At 50.8% G+C, this 15,113-nt stretch carries 17 protein-coding genes; 5 read left to right on the top strand and 12 right to left on the bottom strand.

Going from position 1 to position 15,113, the window contains the following annotated elements; translation table 11 throughout:
* Positions 1-134: 134 nt before the first annotated feature.
* Genes BM091_RS04745 through BM091_RS04725 form a run of 5 tightly spaced genes read right to left on the bottom strand, consistent with a single transcriptional unit; the run spans position 135 to position 4,690 of the window.
* Positions 135-767 carry a sensor histidine kinase gene (locus tag BM091_RS04745; protein ID WP_093393875.1) on the bottom strand — a complete coding sequence of 211 codons (633 nt, stop codon included), beginning with the start codon at positions 765-767 and terminating at the stop codon, positions 135-137.
* Between the two features lie 14 nt (positions 768-781).
* A complete protein-coding gene (locus BM091_RS04740; RefSeq protein WP_093393873.1) occupies positions 782-1,156 on the bottom strand; it encodes a response regulator in 375 nt (124 codons plus the stop codon).
* Positions 1,157-1,171: 15 nt separating this feature from the next.
* Positions 1,172-2,878 (bottom strand): sensor histidine kinase, encoded by a 1,707-nt coding sequence (locus tag BM091_RS04735; RefSeq protein ID WP_093393872.1) that lies wholly within the window; start codon positions 2,876-2,878, stop codon positions 1,172-1,174.
* A 4-nt stretch (positions 2,879-2,882) separates the two neighbouring features.
* Positions 2,883-3,245: a NifB/NifX family molybdenum-iron cluster-binding protein gene (locus BM091_RS04730; protein ID WP_093393871.1), complete on the bottom strand. Its 363-nt coding sequence runs from the start codon at positions 3,243-3,245 to the stop codon at positions 2,883-2,885.
* 20 nt (positions 3,246-3,265) lie between these two features.
* Positions 3,266-4,690 (bottom strand): sigma-54 interaction domain-containing protein, encoded by a 1,425-nt coding sequence (locus BM091_RS04725; RefSeq protein ID WP_093393869.1) that lies wholly within the window; start codon positions 4,688-4,690, stop codon positions 3,266-3,268.
* Between the two features lie 261 nt (positions 4,691-4,951).
* On the opposite strand from BM091_RS04725, the gene BM091_RS04720 reads away from it, so the two are divergent.
* Genes BM091_RS04720 through BM091_RS04710 form a run of 3 tightly spaced genes read left to right on the top strand, consistent with a single transcriptional unit; the run spans position 4,952 to position 6,217 of the window.
* Complete coding sequence (locus BM091_RS04720; RefSeq protein ID WP_093393868.1) at positions 4,952-5,236, top strand: hypothetical protein; 285 nt, start codon at positions 4,952-4,954, stop codon at positions 5,234-5,236.
* 19 nt (positions 5,237-5,255) lie between these two features.
* Entirely contained in the window at positions 5,256-5,744 is a 489-nt protein-coding gene (locus BM091_RS04715) for a response regulator (protein ID WP_093393866.1), read from the top strand.
* Positions 5,745-5,755: 11 nt separating this feature from the next.
* A complete protein-coding gene (locus BM091_RS04710; RefSeq protein WP_093393865.1) occupies positions 5,756-6,217 on the top strand; it encodes a response regulator in 462 nt (153 codons plus the stop codon).
* An 81-nt stretch (positions 6,218-6,298) separates the two neighbouring features.
* Here BM091_RS04710 and BM091_RS04705 read toward each other — a convergent pair whose 3' ends face one another.
* The 7 genes from BM091_RS04705 to trkA all read right to left on the bottom strand — a co-directional run bounded on the left by BM091_RS04705 (position 6,299) and on the right by trkA (position 13,435).
* Positions 6,299-7,447, bottom strand: a complete 1,149-nt coding sequence (locus tag BM091_RS04705) for an acyl-CoA dehydrogenase family protein (protein WP_093393863.1) — start codon at positions 7,445-7,447, stop codon at positions 6,299-6,301.
* A gap of 12 nt (positions 7,448-7,459) precedes the next feature.
* Positions 7,460-8,320: a 3-hydroxybutyryl-CoA dehydrogenase gene (locus tag BM091_RS04700; protein WP_093393862.1), complete on the bottom strand. Its 861-nt coding sequence runs from the start codon at positions 8,318-8,320 to the stop codon at positions 7,460-7,462.
* A 30-nt stretch (positions 8,321-8,350) separates the two neighbouring features.
* The gene (locus BM091_RS04695) at positions 8,351-9,526 is read right to left on the bottom strand and encodes an acetyl-CoA C-acetyltransferase (protein WP_093393860.1); all 1,176 of its coding nucleotides are present in this window, start codon (positions 9,524-9,526) and stop codon (positions 8,351-8,353) included.
* Between the two features lie 97 nt (positions 9,527-9,623).
* A complete protein-coding gene (locus tag BM091_RS04690) occupies positions 9,624-9,929 on the bottom strand; it encodes a DUF167 domain-containing protein (RefSeq protein WP_093394268.1) in 306 nt (101 codons plus the stop codon).
* Complete coding sequence (locus BM091_RS04685; RefSeq protein WP_093393859.1) at positions 9,926-10,603, bottom strand: rhomboid family intramembrane serine protease; 678 nt, start codon at positions 10,601-10,603, stop codon at positions 9,926-9,928. The genes BM091_RS04690 and BM091_RS04685 overlap by 4 nt, the downstream gene beginning before the upstream one ends.
* Positions 10,604-10,618: 15 nt before the next feature.
* Complete coding sequence (locus tag BM091_RS04680; RefSeq protein ID WP_093393857.1) at positions 10,619-12,067, bottom strand: TrkH family potassium uptake protein; 1,449 nt, start codon at positions 12,065-12,067, stop codon at positions 10,619-10,621.
* A gap of 3 nt (positions 12,068-12,070) precedes the next feature.
* Positions 12,071-13,435, bottom strand: coding sequence for a Trk system potassium transporter TrkA (gene trkA / locus BM091_RS04675; RefSeq protein WP_093393856.1), 1,365 nt, complete (start codon positions 13,433-13,435; stop codon positions 12,071-12,073).
* A gap of 341 nt (positions 13,436-13,776) precedes the next feature.
* On the opposite strand from trkA, the gene speD reads away from it, so the two are divergent.
* Complete coding sequence (speD, locus tag BM091_RS04670) at positions 13,777-14,157, top strand: adenosylmethionine decarboxylase (RefSeq protein WP_093393854.1); 381 nt, start codon at positions 13,777-13,779, stop codon at positions 14,155-14,157.
* Positions 14,154-15,101 carry a polyamine aminopropyltransferase gene (speE, locus tag BM091_RS04665; protein WP_093393853.1) on the top strand — a complete coding sequence of 316 codons (948 nt, stop codon included), beginning with the start codon at positions 14,154-14,156 and terminating at the stop codon, positions 15,099-15,101. Before speD ends, speE begins: the two co-directional genes overlap by 4 nt.
* Positions 15,102-15,113 lie beyond the last annotated feature (12 nt).

Raw genomic sequence — 15,113 nt, 5'->3', positions numbered from 1 at the left:
AAGCAACAACCATGCCTAAGGGAAGAACTCTTATATTTCAATATGATAGCAAAACAATGGCGGGATAGTAACAATTACGGAACTTTTTGAAACATCATGCAATAGACCAGGTTTCATTATGATACATTATGAAACTAACCGCCGATCTCACAGGTGCCTGTTCGCACTCCTTCCTTTATCTCTGCCCGCACCCCTATTTCATCCATTACCCTTCTAAAAGAGGAATCTTCCAGAAGCCCGCTCAGTGAAGCAAACCGGACTTTCTCTTCCGGGGTCGAACGAAAGGTTACGGTAGCGCCCTTATCTTCCCGGTTACAGGCGATCCGGATTACCGTGCCGGAGGGCAGATCATCGGCATAGCTCATAAGAAGGGCAAAGTGGATCATGTTCCATTTGACCGGGCAGGTCCTGACGACGACCTGATCGGCACGGTCGATCAGGCAATCTATGTTCTTCTGCCTGAGGAAACGTCGAGAAAGGACGATCATATCTTCGATGCTCTGCTTCAGGTCCAGCGTCTCTACGGGGTGATCGGCACTGTGGGCGTAGCGGTTCAGGGCACCTAGTATGAGCTGGCCTCTGGCTATTTGCTCCTTTACCAGAGCAAGTTTGGATTCAATCCTGCCGTCTGGCCCCCTGAGCCTGATAATGTCTTCAACCAAACCGGCAGATTCACCGATAATGGCAAGAACGTTCCTCAGTTCGTGGGTCGCCCCTGCGGTGACCTTACCCAGAAAGGCATCCTCTCTTATTTTCCAGTCCTCCATTTTTGCCCTCTCCTCTATTGCTTCATCCGGGTGGCTTCAAAAAGCTTTTCCATAAGAGTATCAATATTCAGCGGTTTCATAAGGTAATCAAAGGCGCCGAGTCTCATGCCCTCTATGCCATCTCTGGTATCCCCGTGACCCGTAAGAAGGATAACGGGAAGATGCGGCCTGGTTTCCTTTATGTGCCTTAACACCTCAAGGCCGCTCATCCCGGGCATTCTCACATCCAGAACCACAACATCCACGTCACCTTCTTCAAGAAAGTTAATGGCTTCACCACCATCCAGGGCCACCAGGGCCTTAACGCCTCTTATTTCCAGCCTTTCTGCCAGGGTCCTTACAAACTCCTCCTCATCGTCAACCAGCAACACCCTAAGTTCATCACTCATGATCTAACCCCCTTTCTATTCCGCAAGAGGTGCCTTTTTGGGCAGATATACCGTAAAGGTTGTGCCTTCTCCCACCTGACTCTGAACCTGGATGTCTCCCCCGAGTTTTTTCACTATCCCGTAAGTTATAGGCAGACCCAATCCCGTACCGTAGCCCTTCTTTGTGGTAAAAAAGGGTTCAAAAATATGCTTCATCGTTTCTTCGTCCATGCCGTGGCCGTTGTCCTGGATGCTCACGGCCACCTTATCGGCATCCACCTCCCAGGAAGTAATCGACACGGTTCCCCCATCCGGCACGGCTTCGAAGGCGTTGTTGAGAATGTTCAGAAAAACCTGTTGCAGTTGGCCTCGATCGGAGGCTATGCGGGGGAGGTTTTCGGCCAGCTGGAGCCTTACATCTATGTTTCGGTAAAGGGCTTCCTTCTCCAGAAATGTCAGCACTTCACGAATCACGTCGTTCAGGTCCAGGACTTCGATTTGAACGTCCATCCGACGGGCAAAACCCAGAAGCCTGTGGGTAATGTTACGGCAGCGGTCCACCGATTTCAGGATATCCCGGGTAAGAGCCTCCAGTTTGTCCCTGTGAGGGTTCTCGGGCATCCGGGCAAGCAAATCCAGTATGAGGCCGGCCTTTTCGTTGATTATGGCCATGGGGTTGTTGATTTCGTGAGCGACACCTGCGGCAAGTCGGCCAAGAGAAGAAAGCTTGTGATGATGCTGCAGTTCTCTGAAGGCGGCCTCTCTTTTCTCGTCGGCCTCTTTTATCCTGTTGACGAATATCCCGGTCACCTTGATGACCACGAAGAGAAGAACCAGGGTGCCGCCGATAAAAAGGATAAGCATTTCGCTTTTAAGGGCCGTCCATGCTCTCAGCACTCTTACCTTTGGCTTTACCATCACGAGAACCAGATCGGGCTCACCGAGAAATGCGTAACTCATAAAGAGGTCTCTTCCCTGGTCGTCCTGAATGGAAACCACAGAGGGCTGATAGGTGGGAGAAGGAACCGGTATCGGGATCCTGGTCAGGACCCCGCCGTAAAACTTCGACGGAGTTTGTAGTATGCCGTCCTTATTTATGAGAAAAGCGTCGCTTTCGGGGTCCAGATTCATGGAAAGGATAACATCGTTCAGGCGATCCGTATCGATGGTCGCTCTGACAACCCAGGTTTTGCCTCCGGGTACAGAGTTTTCGACCGCAACGACCATGTGAGGAAACTTGCGGTATCCCAAAAAAACGTCGCTCACATAGCTTCCCTTTATGCGCACCTCATGAAACCAGGGCTGTTCCGAATAGTCCTTGCCCCGAAGTTGATAGGGACCCACGTAATTAATCTGGATCCCCCTTTCGTCGATAATCCCTAAATCGACGAAACCCCGAAACTCCGTTTTCATTACCGAAAAGATCCTGCCGAGCTTTTCGGGGTCGGCCAGTTCTTCGAAGGAATAGGCTTTTGCCACAAAGCTTACCGTGGCCAGGCGTTCGGCAACGAAAAGCTCCAGAGAATGCTTGGCCTTTCCGACGAGTGACTGCATAGGGGACAGGATTTCCTTGTGGAGAGTTGCCCTGTACTCCATGTAGTTTATGAAGGCCATAAGAAATAGAGGAACGAAGGTAACGAGAATCATCGTAATGGCCAGATTTCTACGGAGAATTGCATATCTGGCCCCGCTGTCTCCGGGGTGGAAGGTAAAAAAGTCCCTCAACTTTTCCATAACGCCCATCTGCTCATTCTCCCGTCCCTTTAATTAGGATATCGCCCGGCTTCAGATCCCCTGAAGTGATCTTCCTTTTGACCTCATCCAGCGTTCCCACCACAAAGTCCACAACGGAAATCTTCTTCCAGGTAAGATATTCGTAATATTCCTGTTCAATCCCCCCACACACCACGGTGTCTACCCCCTCGGAGACGATAAGCCTGCAGAGGTTTTCCGCCGAGGCCTGAGGGAGCACCACCGTCTTTTCTTCAGAAAAACCCTCACCTTCTCTGTAGACGGCAAGCCAGGCCTCAGGAGCCATATCAAACCTGCTGGCGACCTCTTCTCCCCTGAGGGCAACCAGTATCTTTCTCTCCCGTCCTTTTGCCTCCATGGCCCTTATCTCCGCCAATGTCAGGTTATCCCGTACTGTTTCATCTTCCTCCACAGGGTTGCCCTACCCCATCCGAGCATCCTGGCCGCTTTGGACTTCCTCCCTCCGGCCTTCACAAGGGCTTCCAGGATCATACGCCTTTCCATATCTTCCCACTTAACCTGCGGAGCACTGCTGTTCAACTCAGGCGTCACTTCCTCTTTATAAAGTTTTTCGCAGCCCTCGGAGGAAACCCCATCGGCTTCCTTCTTTCCGGAACGCACGGCCTCAACAACATAGGCAGGAATGTGCTCCGGTGTTATGGAGTTTCCCGTGCAGACATTTACGGCATACTCAACGATGTTCTTCAGCTCCCGGACATTTCCGGGATAGGAATAATCCAGAAGGATGCTTCGTGCCTCCGGAGAAAACCTTACTATTTTCTTACCGAATCTGGATGAAAAGGTTCGAAGAAAGTGATCCATGAGAAGCTGAACATCGCCTTCGCGTTCTCTCAAGGGCGGCACGTGCAGCCTGACCACGTTAAGCCTGAAAAGAAGATCTTCCCTGAACCTTCCTTCTCGAACCATTGCCGCAAGGTCTCTGTGAGTTGCGGCAATTATTCTCACGTTAACCCTTATCCCGCTTCCGCTTCCAAGAGGATAGATAACATGGTCGTCAAGGAAGGTAAGGAGTTTAACCTGAAGGGAAAGCGGCAAATCGCCGATTTCCGTAAGAAAAAGCGTTCCGTTGTGGGCAAGGCGGAATCTTCCGGGCTTATTGTGAGTTGCGCCTGTAAAGGCTCCTTTAACGTGGCCGAAGAGCTCGGACTCCAGAAGGGTCTCCGGAAGAGCGCCGCAATTTACCTTGACGAAAGGCCCTTTGGATCTGTTGGACATCTTGTGAATCACCTCGGCAAGGAGATCCTTCCCGGTTCCCGTCTCTCCGGTTATCAGAACCGAGGAGTCGGTCTGGGCGATGCCGGGAAGGATAGAAAAGAGCCTCTCCATTGTAGGGCTCCGACCGATTATATCCCCGACACTGAAGGGATTCGCCGAAGAATCCTGTCGCTGTGCCGAATCTTCCAGGCTCTCGAGGATCTCAACGTACCCCACACACCTTCCGTCTTTACTCCTTACCCTTGAGAAAACAGCATGAACGGGGATTTTCCTTCGGTCCCGGGCAATAACGTCACCATCCTCCGAAACCGACTCCTCTCCGCCCAGATCATCTTTAACGGGACATCTGCTTCCACAGATGCTGCTTCTTACAACATGAGCACAGGTAAGCCCTCTGGCCTCGTCAGAAGAAAAACCGGTGAGCACCTCTGCCGCCCTGTTCTGATAAACCACCCTTCGATCCCTCGATATAAACACCACCGCTACGGGGAGTTCGTCGAAAACACTTCCCAGCGTCACGGGGTCGTCGTAAAGGCCAGCAATAGTTATTCCATCCAACCGTCCCATGGACTTTCACCTCCCGCCAGATCTGTTTCAGCACATTACGTATCATAACTTATCATAGTGTATCAACATGATTTTTCATTATGTTTCATCAGGTCTTCGGAGTTTTCGGGCTGGCATATTTTCGTGCCGGTTCCAGAGGCTCATGTTACGGTTATCACGATGTGTTTTATGTTGAAACGGCTAAAGCTGCAGAGTGGAACGGCCGTTGCATCATCTGCGGATTAAGAAGGATGCCAAAGTTTTGAAGAAAGGAGGGCCGTCATGTCTTGGAAAAAATATATCGAGGACACCTTTGCGGCAGTAGCCTTTGCCGAAAAAGGTCTGGACCTGTCCGGATTCGGTGTGAACCGCAGGGCACTGACGGTGAGGACCCTGGTCAGGGAAGTCAGGGACGTCTATTCGGCCGTGGCCTTTGCCGAAGAAAACTGTCACGACACGGCTCTGGAGATTCTGAAAAAGAAAGCCGCCCGACCTTCCCTCGGTAAGTTTCTTGAAGACGTGGGTCTGGCCAACGTCCCGATAAAGCTCTGTGTGGTTAACATATAGCTTTCTTTACCGGAAAGCGATGAACCCCAGGGTTCTTATTGTGGACGGAGACGAGGATTTTCGGGATAGGCTTGCAGAACTTCTTGAAAGAAGAGGTTACAGGGTATCAACGGCCGGTTCCGTTGATGAATTCTTACAGGATGCGGGAAAGGAGATAGACGTTATAGTTGCCGGCCAATATGTGCTAAACGGGCATGAAAGCAACCTTTTTAACGCACTGGATCACATTGAACCTCCTCCGGAAGTAATTCTTATGCTCAGATCGGGCAGTATCCGGAGCGCCATAGCGGGGATGAAAAAAGGGGTTTTTGACGACATCTATGTGCCCTTTGAGATATCGGAACTGGAGGAAAAGATTCGCAGGGCTTTCAATTCCCGGCAGAAGAAGGCTCTGCGGTTTAGAGGGCGAAGTTTAAAGAAGAGGCTGGAAAACATCTTCGTTGCTGCAACCTTCGCAGAAGCGAATGTTGACCTGCCCGAAGATCAAGGGAAAAAACCCCATAAGTAGGGAGGCCCATCATGGAGAAAATAAAGGTGCTCCTCGTGGACGATGAAAAAGAATTCGTAGATGCACTGAGGGAAAGGCTTGAGATACGTGATCTTCCGTCAGGGGTAGCCTATAACGGGGAACAGGCGCTTCAGATAGTAGAAGATGAAATTCCCGACGTTATGGTTCTGGACCTGAAGATGCCGGGTATTGACGGCATGGAAGTTCTTCGAAGGATAAGGAAGGCCTATCCCGAAGTGCAGGTTATCATCCTGACCGGCCACGGCTCCGAAAAAGACGAGGAAGAAGCCCGAAGGCTTGGTGCTTTTGAATACCTGCAAAAACCGGTGGATATAGACGAACTGGTAAGGCTTCTTCGGCTGGCCTATAAGAAAAAAATGGAAGACACCATGGTTGCCGCAACCTTTGCCGAAGCAGGTGAGTTTGACACTGCAAGGGACATCATGAAGGAAGGAAAAAAGAAAAAGGATTGAGTCGATTTCTGCGGATTTTGAGGCGGCTCAGAGGGCTTCTGTGGGGAGCACCTACAGTGCTCCCCCTTTTTATGAAACCCGCTATTGCATATAGTGACGTGCTATTATGAGCCGCTGGATCTCGCTGGTTCCTTCATAAATGGTCGTCACCCGAACGTCTCTGTAGAAGCGCTCCAGAGGAAAGTCCTTCGTATAGCCATAGCCTCCGAGGATTTGCATGGCGTCGTAACAGGCCTTATTGGCTGCTTCGGTTGCAAAGAGCTTGGCCATGGAGGCCTCTTTCATGTAGGGCTTTTTCCTGTCCTTGAGATACGCCGCCTTGAGCAGGAGAAGCCGTGCCGCTTCAAGCCGGGTGTAGTTGTCGGCTATCATCCACTGGATTGCCTGATGCTGAATGATGGGAACATCGAACTGGATTCGTTCCTTGGCGTACTGAGTGGCAAAGTCCATTGCGGCAAGGCCTATCCCCAGCGCCATCGACCCTATGCCTATTCGCCCGCCTGCAAGCTCCGTTACGGCTATTTTGAACCCCTGGTTGAGTTCTCCCAGAAGGTTTTCCCTGGGAACCCGGCAATCCTCGAGTATTAGCTCGTTGGTCGACGAGCCCACCTGGCCCATCTTCCTTTCGTCTTTGCCGACCGTAAACCCCGGAAAGTCGGGCTCAACCAGAAAAGCGCTTATACCCTTCCCTTTGGGGGCTTCCTTATCGGTCACGGCCCAGACCACGAAAAGACCTGCATATTCGGCACTGGATATGAATATCTTTCGCCCGTTCAGCACCCAGGTATCACCGTCCAGTACGGCCGTGGTTCTCATGGCGGCGGGATCCGACCCGGCGTTGGGCTCCGTGAGGCCAAAGGCCCCGGCATAAAAGGTTCCGTCACACAGAGGGGGAATGTACTTTCGCTTCTGTTCTTCGGTGCCCACCGCCTGGATTACTTCTGCCACCATATTGGTAACCGACACCGTAACCGTGGTGGATGCACAGGCTCTGCCGAGCTCCGTCATGGCCAGAGAAAAGGCCACCGCTCCGGCGCCCGTTCCACCATACTCGGGATCAACGGCCAGACCGTTGAAGCCGAGCTCTGCAAGTTTTTTCAGGTTTTTCTTCAAAATCTCCCGATTTTTAGTTTCATCAAGTTCCGCCGCAACAGGTTCAAGCTCCTGCCTGGCAAATCGTGCAGCCGTTTCCTGAATTATCCTTTGTTCTTCCGTTAACTCAAAATCCATAACCCCCTCCCTCTATTCATACTCGTAAAAACCCTTTCCCGTCTTCCGACCGAGCCATCCCGCTTCAACATATCGTCTCAAAAGCGGACAGGGTCTGTACTTGGGATCCTTGAACCCTTCGTACAGGGTCTCCATGATTGCCAGGCAAGTGTCCAGGCCGATCAGGTCGGCCAGGGCCAGAGGACCCATCGGATGATTCATTCCCAGCTTCATTACCGTGTCAATTGCCTCTCTGGTGCCCACTCCCTCGTAAAGACAGTAAATGGCCTCGTTTATCATGGGCATGAGAATCCTGTTGGCAATAAAACCGGGATAATCACTTGCTTCGGCAGGTGTCTTTCCGAATTTAAGGGCTAGATCCCAGGTTACCTGAAAGGTTTCGTCGGACGTCGTAAGGGCCCTTATCACTTCGACGAGTTTCATAACGGGTACGGGATTCATAAAGTGCATTCCGATAACCCTGTCAGGGCGCTTTGTCTGAGCGGCGATGCGTCCGATGGGGATGGAGGACGTGTTTGTGGCGAGTATTGTGTGTTCGGGGCAAATTTCGTCGAGATCCCTGAAAATCTGAAACTTTATCTGCTCGTTTTCCGTAGCAGCTTCAACGACGTAGTCGGCCGAAGCCATATCCTTGAGATCGGAGCTCAACTCTATTTTTGAGAGCACCGCCTCCTTTTCTTCCACCGTCATTTTCCCTTTGTCCACATTCCGAGAAAGGATCTTTGCAATGTTGTCGTAACCTCGCTGTGCCAGTTCCATCTTTATGTCGTTAAGAATCACCTTCAGGCCGCTCATGGCGGCAACCTGAGCAATACCGTGACCCATCTGACCGGCACCAACGACACCGAAAACCTTTACATCCTCGGCTTTCATCTGAGTCCCCTCCTCTTTGAAAAACCAAATCTATCGCTTAACAACCATCGCTACGGCTTCTCCACCCCCGAGACAGAGGGATGCAAGCCCCGTTTTCTTATCCCGTCGAATCATCTCGTAAAGGAGTGTCACCAGGACACGGGCTCCACTTGCTCCTATGGGATGCCCAAGGGCAACGCTCCCGCCGTTTACATTCACTTTGGAGTGATCCAGCCCCAGCTCTCTGAGAACCGCAACCGTTGATCCGCTGAAGGCTTCGTTTATCTCATAGAGGTCCACATCTTCGAGTCCGATGCCTTCTTTTTTAAGGCATTTGGGAATTGCCCATATAGGAGCAACGAGTACGTATTTCATATCAATACCTGCGGAAGCCTGTGCCCCTATTGTGGCCATAATCGGACACCCCAGCTCCTCCGCCTTTTCTCTGGCCATGACCACAACAGCAGCCGCTCCATCACTGATTATGGAAGCGTTTCCCGCCGTTGTAACTCCACCTTCCTTAAAAACCGGCTTCATCCCGGCAAGCACCTCATAGGGCGTCTCCCTGGGGCACTCGTCGGTGTCGAAAACTATGGGATCGCCTTTCCTCTGAGGAACCCTGACCGGAACTATCTCGTCTTTAAACTTACCCTGCCGTATGGCTTCCATGGCTCTGCGATAAGACTCCGCGGCGTATCTGTCCTGATCTTCCCTGGACACCCCGTATTTCTCCGAGCAGAGCTCATTGGAGATGCCCATATGGAAGTCGTTCACGATATCCCAGAGTCCGTCATGAATCATGTGATCTATCAGCTTGCCATCGCCCATACGATAGCCAAAACGAGCCTTTTCGAGATAGTAGGGCGCCATACTCATGTTTTCCATTCCACCGGCAACAACCACATCGGCATCGCCAACCTGGATGGCCTGAGCGGCCAGCATAACGGCCTTGAGCCCCGAACCGCAGACCTTGTTAACGGTCAGACATTCAACTTCCCAGGGCATATTTGCCTTTACGGCCGCTTGCTTTGCGGGATTCTGACCATAGCCACAAGGAAGTACCTGACCCATTATCACTTCGTTAACATCCTCTTTTCTGATTCCGGCACGCCTCACCGCCTCTTCAATAACAATAGCCCCCAGATCCGTCGCCCCGACGGTGGAAAGCGTCCCGTTGAAGGCACCCAGTGGCGTTCTTACGGCACTTACTATTACGGCCTCGCGCATAATGTTCCTCCATACGATACAGGTATTCACAAAGTGCAAACTTATTCCCCCTGTTTATCAAAAGGATTTGAAACTATCAAATAAAATTAAGACGGCCCTATTTTCGTGGGAGTTTTGAAATAAGGGCATCCGGATTGGATGTTCTGATCCTGATGCGTTTGTTTCTTCCCGATGCTCCCGATACGATCGAGACATCTCTTTTGGGGATGCCCAGATAACTTGCCATAAGTTCGATACAGCTTCTGTTCGCCGCACCTTCCACCGGAGGGGCCGTAACCCGAACCTTCAGGCGGTTGTTGTGAACGCCTGCTATCTCATCTCTGGACGCCTTTGGCTGAACGGTAACATCGACAATAATGGAATCATTTTGAAGCGTTACATAAGAAGGAACTTCCACTCTCATCTCCATCTTCTGACCCTGAAAAACCTTAAAAGCACAATTCCCCCTATAAAACCGCCTATATGAGCCCACCAGGCTATACCCCCTACCTGGGCGCCTGCAAGGAGAGAAAGAGTCCCGCTGTAGAATTGAAGGATGAACCAGAGGCCCAGGAAGACAAAAGCCGGTATTTCAACTATCTGGATGAAGATAAAGATGGGCACGAGGGTCAGGACTCTGGCTCTCGGGTAAAGAATCATGTAAGCCCCCATGACTCCTGAAATGGCTCCGCTTGCACCCACGGTGGGTACAGGAGAAAGAGGGTTGGTAATAAGGTGTATCAACGCGGCGATTAATCCGCTCAGGAGGTAAAAAAGAAAATAGCGGAGATGACCGAGGGCACTTTCTACGTTATCCCCGAAAATGTAAAGCGTCCACATATTGCCTATGAGGTGCAACCAACCTCCGTGGAGGAACATGGAGCTGAAGAAAGGGATGATCTGTTCGATCAAGGAAAAGTGCACCGCAACGTCAAGTCTGAAATATCTTGCAGGAACGAGGCCGTAAAGGAGAAAAAATTCTCCCACATAAGGCCCAAGGGTCAGCTCGTACAGAAAGACCACAATGCATGATGCGATAATCAGGTAATTTACCACCGGCGTTCGGTAAGAAGGGTTTGCATCTCTTAAAGGGATCATTTTGTCTCCTCAAACTCATTTTCGCCAGAATTCAGGTACGAACAACACAATAACGGTGAAAATTTCGAGTCTTCCCAGAATCATGCAGAAAGTCAGGACCCCTTTGGCAAAATAGGGCATATGAAAGTAGTTTTCCGTAGGACCAACAGTACCGAGACCCGGACCTATGTTACCGATGGTGGCGGCAACGGAGGCAAAAGAAGTCAGGATGTCAACTCCTGTTGCGGCAACGAGAAGAACCCCAAGGCAGTATAAGAGCATGTAGAGTACGAAAAAACCGAGCACACTGTTCAACACATCCTGAGAAACCTGCTGGCCTTGAAGTTTAATCCGGGAGACCCCATGAGGGTGTATAAGCCGAAAGAGTTCACGGTAGGCGTGTTTTAAAAGAAGCATTACGCGCATACATTTCATGCCGCCTCCCGTTGACCCGGCACAGGCCCCTATGAACATGGAGATGAAGAGAATTGCCTGGGGCAAAAAGGGCCATGCTTCGTAATCTGCCGTTGCGTAACCCGTGGTTGTTATAATTGATATTACCTGAAAGAGTGAATAACGAAGGGCTTCCGTCAGATTTGAATAAACATTGCCGTGGACTGCGAGGGTTGTGAAAACCACAAAGGACAGAACCAGGGCGGAAAAAAATCTGAACTCCGGGTCCCGAAACATACGGCCCGGTTTTCCGATAAGAAGCTGATAGTGAAGCGAGAAGTTCACACCTGCAACGAACATAAAAAAGATGATCACGGCATCAACGTACGCACTGCGGAAGTGGGCAATGCTGGCATTCTTTGTAGAAAATCCTCCCGTCGCAAGCGTTCCAAAGGTATGGCAGAGCGCATCAAAAAGATTCATTCCTCCGAACATCAATAGTACCGTCTCCAGAACGGTGAAAAGGAGGTATACCTTCCAGAGCAGAAGAGCGGTATCTCTTATCCTGGGCCTTAGTTTATCCGGTACCGGTGAGGGAACCTCGGCTTTGTAGAGTTGCATGCCTCCTGCCCCCAGAAAGGGCAGTATGGCAAGAGAAAAGACTATTATTCCCATTCCTCCAAGCCAGTGGGTAAGGCTTCTCCAGAATAGAATCCCGGGAGCCACGGACTCTATGTCGGTCAGAACGGATGCGCCGGTGGTCGTAAATCCCGAAACGGATTCGAAAAAGCAGTCAACAAAGCTACCAAGAGTGCGGCTGAAGTAGAAGGGTAAAGCTCCAAGTATCCCGGCTCCTATCCATCCAAGGGTGACAATGGCCATGCCTTCTCTGTGGCCCAGTGCTACGACCTGTGCTTTACGGCCGGCGGCGAACAGGATGGATCCCCCCGTCAGGCCTGTTGCCATGGACTTTAAGAGAGGGCCAAAAGAGTCATCGGAATACCAGAGACCCGCAATGATCGGGAAAATCATGGTCATGGAGACGGAGATGAACAGGCCGCCCAGAGCTTTGCTCATGTAACCCCAGTGCATCGGTCACCTTCTCATCTTCACCATGAGTTCTCGTTCAACGGCGGAAATGCTCTGCCTGGTCGAAAGGATTACGACACGATCTCCGGGCTCGATGACCGTATCTCCCGTAGGGATGTGCGCCCCATCTTTGCGGATAAGACAAAGTATAAGAACCCCTCTCGGAAATTTTATATTTTTCAGAGGTTTCCCGGTTATGCCGGATTCCGGCTCCGCGACCACTTCAAGTACCTCCACGTCTTCTCCCTTGAGGGCAATTGCCGAAACAACCCTGCCTCTTCTCACGAATTGCAGTATTGTGTTAATGGCTGCAAGCCGGGAACTGACGATATTCCTCAAACCAACGGCCGACATCATTGGAATATAGGCAAATCTGTTTACCCTGGTTATTGTTCTGGCCGCACCGGCCTTCCCGGCAAGAAGCGAGCACAGAATGTTGGTACCATCGTCGCCCGTTGCTGAAATGACCATGTCCATGTGATGAATGTTCTCTTCGAGAAGTAGGTCCCGGTCGGTTCCGTCACCCTTTATGACCACGGCACGTTGCAGAAGGCTCGACAAATGGTCACATCGCTGGGCGTTTTTTTCTACTATTTTTACGCTGTAATTTCTGGCTTCCAGGGTTTGAGCCAACTTCAACCCAAAGTGCCCTCCCCCAATGATCATGATGTTTTTAACCTCTCTCGGAGTGCACCTGAAAAAGGCAAGCACCTTCCGAAGGACTGATTGCTCACAGGCCACGTAGAGAAGATCATTTTCCCGGATCTTATCACTTCCGGTAGGAACAAGAGTGTGTTCATCCCTGAAAACCACGCCTATTATAAAGGGCAGGCCTCCTGACTCGGCCCGAATATCCGCAACGGTCCGACCTATACAGGGGGAACATCCATCGATGCGAATTCCCAGAAGTTTTACCCTACCACCTGCAAATTCGCTAACGTCCTCGACATCCGGAACTGAAAGAAGCCTTACAACTGTTTTCACAGCCTCTTCTTCCGGATTTATGATCATGTCAATCTTCAATTCCCTGGAAAGAATATCCCGGCTTATTCCGTAGTACATATCACTTCTGATTCGGGCAAGTTTGACAACTCCGGGAGAAAGGACCCCGGCGAAGAAGGAGCTTATTATGTTTGTTTCGTCGCTGTCCGTCACGGCAAGGAAAAGGTCTGCTTCACGAATGCCTGCCTCCATCAGTACATTGGGATCATTCCCCGAGCCCAGTACGGGCTGAACGTCCAATAAGTTTTCGCAGCGACTGAGGGCTTCCGGATTTCGGTCTATAATGACGACCTCTTTGTTTTCGGTGGCGAGACGCTTAGCAATGTGGTAACCCACCTCACCGGCACCGACGATAATGATCCTGTTCATCAACACCCCCAAACCCGCTCAAACCGTCGCGGGTATTTTTCAATTTTAACACCTGTCTTGTAATGAAAGGAGAAGAAGGGTACAAGAGAATTTAGCCCCTGGGGGAAATTCCGGCAGGCTTTCGGGGATGAAATCGCCTGCTGTAAAAAAGCCCCGGCCTTTTCAAAAAAAGTAAATTTTTGTCTTGCATTCGTTCTAAAATTCTGTATAGTGTGGGCGGTTTTGTCGGAGCCTCCATTTATGGCGGTTTTGGGGCAAATACCCACCCATGAAGTGGAGGTTTTATTTTTTGTGAACTTAAAACGAAGGTAAAACCATGACGTGAGGATGCAGAGAAAAAGATGAAATCACTGGGAAAACACCTGATCGTTGAGCTTTATGATTGCAACAGAGATCTGATTGCTCGCGTCGATAAGGTGGAGCAAATCCTGGTCGACGCCGTTAAACTTTCAAAGGCAACCATTGTAGCACCCGTTTTCCACCAGTTTAACCCCCACGGTGTAAGTGGGGTGGTCGTAATAGCAGAATCCCACTTTTCCATTCATACCTGGCCTGAGTATGGTTACTGCGCTCTTGACATCTTCACGTGTGGAGAGCTCATTGATTCCGATGCGGCCTTACATTTTATGAAAGAGGCTTTTCAGGCAAAGAGTATGTCGGTGATGGAGCTCAAGCGGGGGACTCTGGATATTCCGGAGGGTGAATTGAGGCACAAGCCATGACGACTTTACGAGAGGCAGGCGGATCCTTTTTGTGGTTCAGAGAACCGGCTTTTAACGGGGTGGCGATAAGTTATTTGTGTGACAGGGTGGTCTACACCGGTCATTCCAGGTTCCAGCGCATAGACATCATCGACACCAGGCTTCACGGACGGGTGCTTTTTCTGGACGGCGTCGGCCAATCTGCAGAGCGCGATGAATTTATCTACCACGAGCTTCTCGTCCATCCGGCCATGTTCAGCCATCCCAATCCTGAGTCTGTGCTTATTGTGGGCGGAGCTGAAGGAGCTACACTTAGAGAGGTTCTCCGCCACGAAACGGTAAAGCGGGCGGTAATGGTTGATATTGACGGAGAGCTTATTGAAATCTGCAAAAAGTACTTGCCCCAGTGGAACTCCGGAAGCTTTGAAGACCCCAGAGCGGAAGTCGTCGTCGGCGATGGGCGGAAGTTTGTAGAAGAGACTGATGAAAAGTTTGACGTCATTATAGTGGATCTCAGCGATCCTCTTGAGGACAGTCCCGCGGTTTACCTTTTCACCAGAGAGTTTTACACCTTACTCCGGGATCACCTGAAAGATGCCAGCGGATGTGTGGTGGTTCAGGGAGAAGGTGTAAGCCCTCAGGAAAATACCCTTCACGTTCGCATGGTAAAAACCCTTGAAGCCGTATTCCCGGTCGTTCGACCCATTATATACAGCCTCCACAGTTTCCACCGGCCCGATTCCCACATTCTGGCAACGCTTCAGAAAGACTGGCAACCCGAGATGCCTGCCAGGCGTCTGGAGAAGGCGGGTATGAATTTGAAGTTCCTGTCACCGGAGGTAATGAAAGCAGTTTTTGCCGTCCCGCCTTACCTTAAGCAGGCTTACGAAAAAGAAAAGCACATAATCACCGACGAGAACCCCTCCTTTGAGGGCGTGTATCACCTGGAACCTGTCGATAATTAAAGCCCGGAGAGG

The organism is Thermodesulforhabdus norvegica, from assembly GCF_900114975.1.
In the GTDB taxonomy this organism is placed as follows: domain Bacteria; phylum Desulfobacterota; class Syntrophobacteria; order Syntrophobacterales; family Thermodesulforhabdaceae; genus Thermodesulforhabdus; species Thermodesulforhabdus norvegica.
The sequence above is the reverse complement of the archived record's forward strand: the minus strand, read 5'-3'. Positions and strand labels throughout refer to the sequence as shown.

What these genes read in the sequence shown, in the direction of transcription:
- speE (WP_093393853.1), top strand. Translation starts at nt 14,154, where the DNA reads ATGACGACTTTACGAGAGGCAGGCGGATCCTTTTTGTGGTTCAGAGAA.
- BM091_RS04745 (WP_093393875.1), bottom strand. Translation starts at nt 767, where the DNA reads ATGGAGGACTGGAAAATAAGAGAGGATGCCTTTCTGGGTAAGGTCACC.
- BM091_RS04740 (WP_093393873.1), bottom strand. Translation starts at nt 1,156, where the DNA reads ATGAGTGATGAACTTAGGGTGTTGCTGGTTGACGATGAGGAGGAGTTT.
- BM091_RS04680 (WP_093393857.1), bottom strand. Translation starts at nt 12,067, where the DNA reads ATGCACTGGGGTTACATGAGCAAAGCTCTGGGCGGCCTGTTCATCTCC.
- BM091_RS04695 (WP_093393860.1), bottom strand. Translation starts at nt 9,526, where the DNA reads ATGCGCGAGGCCGTAATAGTAAGTGCCGTAAGAACGCCACTGGGTGCC.
- BM091_RS04705 (WP_093393863.1), bottom strand. Translation starts at nt 7,447, where the DNA reads ATGGATTTTGAGTTAACGGAAGAACAAAGGATAATTCAGGAAACGGCT.
- BM091_RS04685 (WP_093393859.1), bottom strand. Translation starts at nt 10,603, where the DNA reads ATGATCCCTTTAAGAGATGCAAACCCTTCTTACCGAACGCCGGTGGTA.
- BM091_RS04690 (WP_093394268.1), bottom strand. Translation starts at nt 9,929, where the DNA reads ATGAGAGTGGAAGTTCCTTCTTATGTAACGCTTCAAAATGATTCCATT.
- BM091_RS04725 (WP_093393869.1), bottom strand. Translation starts at nt 4,690, where the DNA reads ATGGGACGGTTGGATGGAATAACTATTGCTGGCCTTTACGACGACCCC.
- trkA (WP_093393856.1), bottom strand. Translation starts at nt 13,435, where the DNA reads ATGAACAGGATCATTATCGTCGGTGCCGGTGAGGTGGGTTACCACATT.
- BM091_RS04735 (WP_093393872.1), bottom strand. Translation starts at nt 2,878, where the DNA reads ATGGGCGTTATGGAAAAGTTGAGGGACTTTTTTACCTTCCACCCCGGA.
- BM091_RS04730 (WP_093393871.1), bottom strand. Translation starts at nt 3,245, where the DNA reads ATGGAGGCAAAAGGACGGGAGAGAAAGATACTGGTTGCCCTCAGGGGA.
- BM091_RS04715 (WP_093393866.1), top strand. Translation starts at nt 5,256, where the DNA reads ATGAACCCCAGGGTTCTTATTGTGGACGGAGACGAGGATTTTCGGGAT.
- speD (WP_093393854.1), top strand. Translation starts at nt 13,777, where the DNA reads ATGAAATCACTGGGAAAACACCTGATCGTTGAGCTTTATGATTGCAAC.
- BM091_RS04710 (WP_093393865.1), top strand. Translation starts at nt 5,756, where the DNA reads ATGGAGAAAATAAAGGTGCTCCTCGTGGACGATGAAAAAGAATTCGTA.
- BM091_RS04700 (WP_093393862.1), bottom strand. Translation starts at nt 8,320, where the DNA reads ATGAAAGCCGAGGATGTAAAGGTTTTCGGTGTCGTTGGTGCCGGTCAG.
- BM091_RS04720 (WP_093393868.1), top strand. Translation starts at nt 4,952, where the DNA reads ATGTCTTGGAAAAAATATATCGAGGACACCTTTGCGGCAGTAGCCTTT.